General features: G+C 35.1%; 2 protein-coding genes and 2 pseudogenes. All 4 read right to left on the minus strand.

Annotated elements, in window-relative coordinates; all coding sequences use genetic code 11:
• Nucleotides 1–335: pseudogene (locus ACFILO_RS08640) on the minus strand (hypothetical protein); the annotation flags it as partial.
• 98 nt (nt 336–433) lie between these two features.
• On the minus strand, nt 434–1,063 hold the full coding sequence (locus ACFILO_RS08645; RefSeq protein ID WP_375678145.1) for a hypothetical protein: 630 nt from the start codon (nt 1,061–1,063) through the stop codon (nt 434–436).
• A gap of 81 nt (nt 1,064–1,144) precedes the next feature.
• Entirely contained in the window at nt 1,145–1,834 is a 690-nt protein-coding gene (locus ACFILO_RS08650) for a hypothetical protein (protein ID WP_375678146.1), read from the minus strand.
• A 1,588-nt stretch (nt 1,835–3,422) separates the two neighbouring features.
• A pseudogene (locus ACFILO_RS08655) lies at nt 3,423–8,297 on the minus strand (DEAD/DEAH box helicase); the annotation flags it as partial.

The raw sequence follows: 8,297 nt of genomic DNA on the forward strand, positions 1-8,297 counted from the left end.
ACAAAAGCATGGTCATAAACTTTAGCATATTGAGAGATAAAAGCTTTTCCATAGACCTCAGCATTGCCATAAACTTGGCCACAGACTTGAGAAAAATGGCGTATTTTTGCATTGTCATACACCCTTGCATGACCATAGACACAAGCCTCATCATAGACCCAGCAATTGCCATCATGGGATAGGTTAGCTTCCTTTTCAATAAAGCCCCCTAAATCCCCAGCCTTAACATCATCGAAATTTTTTAAAGCACGAATGCGGTAAAGATTTATAATATTTCGAGTAAGTGCATGTTTGATTTTTTTAATTTCACTGGTTAATTCGTATTTTTTGCACATAGGAGTACCCTCACAATCTAATGTGATAAACGTTTTCTAAAATTTGAAATGGAAAATTGGATTGGAAAGCAGGCGCCCCCACAACGCCCATGCTTTATTTAAGCAGCTTCATTTATGGTTTTGTTATTATTCCCAATATCATCATAAATTTTTTGATTGCCATCAACTATAGCATAGCCAAAGATTTTTACTAAGTAACAAACATATACATTGTCAGAAACGACGGCATTATCGTAAACATGAGCAGCCCAATCAATACGAGCAGAGCCTAATATTTTTGCATTGCCATAAACAAAGCCCTTTACATAAGCATTATCAGCAATTTTCGCATTATCAGAGATTTTTGCATCAAAAATGATATTAGCTTTATTACAAACAAAGGCATTGTCATAAACTTGACCACGAACGATAGCATTGTCATTAATTTTTGCATTGTCATAAACACTAGCAAAATCAAATACCTTTGCATTATCACAAACCGTTGCATTATCGAAAACACGAGCATAATTAAAAACAGTAGCATTATCAGAAACAAGAGCATTATTATAAACACAAGCCTCATTAGCTATCCAGCAATTACCATCATGTGATAAGTTACTTTCCTTTTCGATAAAGCCCCCTAGATCCCCTGCTTTAACATCAGAAAAGTCTTTTAATGCTTTAATGCGATAAAGGGTATGATTATTAATTACACGCGTTTCATTTGTGAGTGCAAACTTCTTTTGCATGAGCACAATTCCTTTATAAATAGATTTGAATTTTAGAATGAGATGTTTAAAGAGGGGCGCCCCCGCCGCGCCTAGTATTAATTACATTGCCTCATCATAATACTCATGACGGTAATAATCATCATCACTTCCAAATCTTGGAATTGCCTCATCATGAATTTGATCCTCTTCAGTTAAAGAGGCAGCACTATGAACACAAGAAGAACCAGATACATAAGAACCACAAACCACGGCATCATCAACGACATAGGAATCATCACAAATATAAGCACCATCACTTATTTTAGCATTGCCTCCGACATGAGCATTATCACAAATAACAGACATATCAGAAATATGAGCATGGCCACTTACACGGGCGTTATCATAAATTTTAACATTGCCTTCAATAACCACGGCGTTTTCAACATGGGCATTGCCATAAACCTCACAATAATCATTTATTGCCATGCCTTGAAAAATAGCATTACCATAAATTTTAGCATCGCCATAAACGTCTACAAAAAAGCCTTTGACTTTAGCATTGTCATAAACCCTTGCATTTTCAAAAACACGCGCTTTATCATAAACCCAGCAATTGCCTTTGTGAGATAAGTTGCTTTCCTTTTCAATAAAGCCCCCTAGATCACCAGCTTTGACATCACCAAAATCTCTTAAAGCACGAATGCGATATAAGAAATGACCAGCTACGCAATCCATTTCGCTAGTAAATTCATATTTTTTTGATGTTTTTTTCTTATTAACGGGGGTGTTGTTTGAGATATTTGTCATAATTAAAACCTAACTGTTTAAAAGTTTTCAATTGACACCCCTATAAGGGCGCCGGGCGTTGAAAACACGGCAGTTAGTCCGTTGCTATGCTTTTCCCATAAGGGTATTTTATAGCATAGCTACACCCGACAAAATCATCATATATGCTAATTAGAGCATAAAAGATAGTCAGTTTTAATAGGATTAGGTTTATCGTAACCTCTTCGCTAACTGTTTAGTGTTTTCATCACTTAAGTATTTATATAACAAAATACGTATTTATTGTCAAATAATATTTTATCTTTTTTGATATTTTTTGTATTTTTTAAATACGTTGTGTGTTGATAATATATTATGCCTATTAATTGCTTCTTTTATATTTATGTGCTTTTAAAGCTATATTACTGGCTTTGTGAAACGACTGCGTATTTTTTAAACTATACATTTATAATATTTAGAAACGCTCTCATAATGCGTATTTTAAACTTTATAACCTATCAATTTTGTCACTAAATGAATTTTAATTTTTTTGTGAATTTTGTTTATAACACATTTGCAACTTAACAGCTTTTATAAGGGCACTCTTATAATCAATGCTTTCATTTGCATTTTTGCTTTATTCAAACAAAGCTACTGTTTTCACGCATTCTCTATAGCTGTTATGTTCTTTATAGCCATGGCATCATTTTTCATTGTCATAAGAGAAGCGATAAATAGAATAATTGTGATTTATAGACTGTTATGAAAACATCTAAAGAGAGATTGATCATTATAGAGATCAGAAAAATACCTTTTAATAGGCTTTTGTCAGTTGTGTCAGTTTTGTCAGTTCTTTTTAGACCCTCTATTATTTTTTTTAAATGAGAGAAAATTAAAAACATTATATTTCAATAGGTTATAATTTTAATGATGCAACCTTTATTAAAAGACAACCCATAAATTCAATTCATAATATATATTTGTCAGTTATGTGTCAGTAAATTGAACCGACAAAATAGATTATTTTAGTGAGTGATTAAAATGTGCTTTATGAAAAGCATATGCTCCTTTAAAGCCTTTCAAAAGATAGTTTGTAACTCATATGAAATACTATCAAGACCATTATGGTTATGAGTTTTGGAGGTTTTGGGGGGGGGGAGGTGCTTTTTACGCCCCTTTTATATATTTTTTTCAATAAAAAATAAAAGTTATTATATTTCAGTACGTTAATGTTTTAAAGAAACAACCTATATTAAATACAATCCGTAAATACAATCTATAATATACATTTAAAGGGGTTTTGTAGGGGTTTTGGGGGTTTTAAGAACCTACAAAACCTATAAGTAATATAAGAAAATGAATATACATAGCTCTCTTTAAATAAAGCTATCATTTTAGATTACGGTATAATCTTTTAAAGGCAATGTAAAAAAATCTAATTCTATTTAAGAGTGGGTTTCTTAAAAGTCTTAAAGCAATCCAAATAAGAGTATTTAAAAGTGCAAATGATTTCTTTTTAGAATAACGCATATAAACTGTCTTTTTGAGATTGTATCTAATCAACTTAACAAGAGAGGTATAGATTATGGTTATAAGACTCTATACCCCTTGTGAGTTTAGCAAGCCAAGTCTATTCAGTTTCTCTAATTTCTAGTTTTGGTAGGTTCTTAACGATTTTTATTGTCTCTAAACTTACGGTAATAACCCTCTGAAATAACTCTAGAGGGTAGGCAGGGTTGCCAATGGTTTCAACAGCATAACGATTGGCATCATTAACAATGCCACTCTTTTTATCAGTCTTTACACATTGACGCCCCATAACCCATTCAAGAGCGGGTTTACCATTGACGATATACTCATAAGCTTCTTTAGGGATATCTGTCATGGTAATATTGCTATTATAAATAACAGTGGTTTTATCTTTCTCTTTACCTGCTTTTGCAAATTTCATTTCAGTCACGTAATAGAATTTTTCAGGATTAGAGATCTTTGTTAATTTTGGACTACCCTTTTTAAAGGTCACTGGATAAGGCTCTACAGTTTCATAATTCACGTGCAAATGACCCAGTTCACGCCCTGCTGTTACAAATTTCCAAAAATCATCAGCACTCTTTACACAAGGAATGCGAGGTAATTCTTTGCATAAATTATCAGCATAACGAGAGCGATAATCTTCCGAATGAAGTAAACCGTAAACATAATAGAATAAATCATCTTTTGTTATGGTTTCATTCGGATAAGCGGCTTTAAAATGTTCTAGTCCCTCATCAGTAATGGCATCACGCTTCTGTAAACCAGCTGTTTTACTTTCTTCTGTAGAAATTAAAAAATAAATGAGTTTGTTTTTTGTTTTTATCTTTTGAGACCGTTGTGTCTTCGTAAATATAGCGTGGAAAGCATTGACCTGTATCTATTGCATGAAAATCAGGTAGATCCTTAGTCATAATAACAGAAAATCCACTTCTTGCCCCTATAGCAGAAACTTGTATCACTGTATTTTTGATCATTTTTTCTACAGGAAAGATACGAGGCATTTGATAAATTGCTTCATTAAAAATGCGATTATAATAAAGCCACTGTCGTGTAAAAGGACGATATAAACTTTGAACAAAACCGATTTCTTCAAATTTTAAAATATTACCTCTTGCTAATTGTTTTTTTATATTCAAACTCCAACTTATCTTGCTTGTATCTGAATTAACAAAATTATCTACAGCCTTTGTACGTGATTTACTGTCAGTGTGCGCATAAGCATTATTAAAACGTTCTGCTTCACTGTTATAGAAGGCAATCATGTTACCCATATTTTTTGCTAAAATTGCACGACTTGAATTGTATGCCCAAGCATCACGACTAGTCGTAATGCCACAAGAATAAATCTCAAAGAGTTTTTTCTCATGAGGTCTCTTATCGCCTAAAGCTAAGAATGTTTCAAAACTGTCATCACGTTGACGTATCCAATCACCATGCTTATCTGGTGTGATTATTTGCCAATCTTTTTTACTTCGTGTAATGCCATCAATACTACCAAAGTCCTTAATTGTTTTAAGTTTTTTTTCTCTTGTTTGATTATCACCAATATCATGATAGTAAATTTTACAAGGTCCAATAGTATTGGGATTTTTTATAAATAGCGTCACGGCAATGCCCGTCATACTACCACTACCAAAAACATTTTCACCTTCTTGAGCAGCTCCATTGCTTAACATATTTTTACGAAGATCCCCTCGTAAATTAAGTACATAAATACTCGTAAATTCTTTGGCTAAAGATTTTCGTAAACTATTCATTGTCGATTTTTCTATGTAACCAGAGCCAGAAACAAAGCCGATTACCCCAGCATTACCAATACGGTCACTTGCCCAGCGCATAGCACGAATATAACTGTCATAAAAATTTCGCGTATTCATTGATTTAGATTGAGCAGCATAGGTTTCACGAATACGGTTATTTAATATGGGATAAGGGGTATTCTTTGCATTGTCATTAGCACTTTTTTGACCTGTTGAATAAGGAGGATTGCCAACAATAACTTGGATATCTACTTCCTGCTGTTTTTTACACCGCTCTGAATTCTCAAACATATAGCGTGTAAAAAAATCTTTTTCTTCAAGCATCAAAAACGTATCAGTTAAACAAATTCCTTCAAAAGGGATATACTCTCCTTTCATAAGACTATGATAGGTCGATTCAATGTTAATCGCTGCTATGTAATAGGCTAGCAAAACAATCTCATTGGCATGAATATCATGACGGAATTTATATTCCATATCCTCTGGTTTGATGAGCTTGGATTGTAAAAGCCGTGTAATAAAGGTCCCCGTTCCAGTGAAAGGGTCAAGAATAGAGACGCCTCGAGAACTTAAGCTTTGTCCAAACTCTTGCTCTAAAACATCATTGACGGAATGTAAGATAAAATCAACTATTTCAATAGGCGTATAAACAATCCCAAGTTTATCTGTTGTCTTTTTGAATGCCTTGGTAAAAAAATCTTCGTAAAGTTTGATAATAAGATTCTGTTTTGCTCGCGTTTCAATAATACCCTCTGTATCATCCTTTACACTTTGATAAAACTTTTCAAGATCTTTGGCTTCGTCTTTGATATTCATCTTATCAAGTTCTCTTAAGATCTTTTCCATGGCTTGTGAAATGGCATTGTTTTGCACAAACTCATTTCCATCAAACAAGGATTCAAAAATAGGACGTGTCACAAGGTGTTGCGCCAACATCTCAAGTGCATCCTCTTGCTCGATACTGTCATTTAAACCGTTCTTTAATTCTTTATGAAAGGCATCAAAAGCGTGAAAGGCTTCACTCTTTTTATCAGCGAGTATGCTTTTAAGACGAATAATATGATTTTGTGCAATTGCAGCTACATTGCCAGCCCAATTTCCCCACTGATTAGGCTCTCCACATTTTTTGACAATGATGGGCTTAATAGCACGCGATAATTCATCAACATAAAACTCGAATTCTTTTTGTCCTCCATATTTATAAGAGCTTTCACTTGCTACTGAACCAATATGAAGCCCAGCACTTTCCGATTTCGCGTGGAAAGAGAGTTCGTCAACAACTGCGGTCATTGCTTGTAAAGCAGGGTCAAAAGTGACCCCTACAATCTCAAACACATGACGAACATCTTGGTCCAGCTCTAAGGCTTTTATTTTGTTTTTAAAGTTGTCATCATGAGCACGCAAAGCATTGAGAACTTGCCAGATGACATCATACTTTGTATTGTTTTCTAAAGCCTGTTGTGGTGGAATATTAAAGGGAATACCAACGGGTAAAATAATGTAGCCTGTTGTTTTACCTTCTGCGCGGCGCATCACACGCCCCACAGCCTGTATCACATCCACATGACTTTTACGCGGGTGTAAAAACATAACCGCATCAAGAGCAGGGACATCGACTCCTTCAGAGAGACATCGGACATTGGTTAACACACGGCAGTTATTCTCATCTGTATCTTCTTTAAGCCAATCAAGTAATTTATTACGATTTTTGCCATTAAAAGATCCATCAATGTGCTTAACATCAAAGATAAGAGAAGTCTTACTTTCGGGAACAAATTTATGATATTCATCAATGGCGTCATTGAATAGTTCGCTAACTAATTGAGACGTCTTGATATTTTTACAAAAAGCCAGAGAACGACGCATAGGTTTTATGCCATCTTCTTCCTTCTTTTCTATTTGGGAAAGTGCTTTGTAGCAGCCAATGATTTTAGTTGTATCATCAAGAATAAGTTCGGAATTTTTATCTTTAAGGCGTTTCTGAATCGTTGCGTTAATAATTGCTTCATCAACAGCCAAGACGATAACTTTATAGGGTGTTAAAAGTTTATCTTTTAGAGCTTTTGAAAAAGTATACGTGTAAAGATTTTTTCCATAGAGCTCTTCATCATCCATGGACGCCAGAACAGCATCAGATGCGTCAGCCTTCTTTTTCAGCTTGTCGGTAAAGATCTTAGGGGTTGCCGTCATGTACAGACGTTTTTTGCCCCGAATGATGCCGTTATCATGAACCTTGATAAATTCAGATTCACGCTTGTCTGTTCCTAACACAGCTCCAGTGGTACGGTGTGCTTCATCACAGATGATCAGATCAAATTCGGGTAAATCATACTTTTTTTGCGCATCCGAAATCACTTGGATTGAATGGTAAGTCGAAAAGACCGCAGTCATTACATCAAGAGAAGTTTTATTGGCTTTACGCGCAAGCTCTTTGGCATCGGTCGTAGCCGGTAAAACAAGGTCTGATGCATCAAGACCAGCTTCATCATCATTTTTATTCTTACGACGCTTACCTACTTGCGTATCCGAACACACGGCAAAGGAACGCAAGGATACTTCTGTATCTTCTGTCCATTCACGAATTGTTTGAGAGATAAGAGCGAGAGAGGGCACCAGAAACAATACACGCTTGCCTTTTCCTGCTATGGTTTCTGCTATCTTCAAACTGGTGAAAGTCTTGCCCGTTCCACATGCCATAATCAGCTTGCCACGGTCTGCTTCTTTTAAACCTTCACAAACCGCTTTGAGCGCTTCTTTCTGATGATCTAAAAGCTTTTTCTTTGATTTCTCTTTGAGAACAGCTTGTCCTTGTTCTTTATAAGCCCCCAATCGATTTGACTGTTCTCTAAATCAAAAAGGTTTATGCGTTGAATACGAACCTCTTGCCCCTCACAAGTTAGTTCAACATTATCACTCCAATCTGTTTCGGTGCTATCAACCAGAATACGACGCGTGAAGATCTTTTTGCCAGAAGCTGCTATAAAACTATCAATATCTTCTTTTTTAATTATGTGAGAGGCATCATAGCATTTACATTGAATAGCCGCATAGCCTCCTTCATCACGGATTGTAGCGACCAGATCAATGCCAATATCCGTTCCATCTTCTCCATGCTCTTTAGCCCATTCCAAATAAGTTTGAACCTTTTCGTATTCTTGCTTTTGTAAAGGGTCGTTTGTCAAATAAGCCATGACAAGGTTTTCAAACATGGT

The organism is Bartonella sp. AP72JLCBS (assembly GCF_042195705.1).
Classification (GTDB): Bacteria; Pseudomonadota; Alphaproteobacteria; order Rhizobiales; family Rhizobiaceae; genus Bartonella.

What these genes read in the sequence shown, in the direction of transcription:
- ACFILO_RS08645 (WP_375678145.1), bottom strand. Translation starts at nt 1,063, where the DNA reads ATGCAAAAGAAGTTTGCACTCACAAATGAAACGCGTGTAATTAATAAT.
- ACFILO_RS08650 (WP_375678146.1), bottom strand. Translation starts at nt 1,834, where the DNA reads ATGACAAATATCTCAAACAACACCCCCGTTAATAAGAAAAAAACATCA.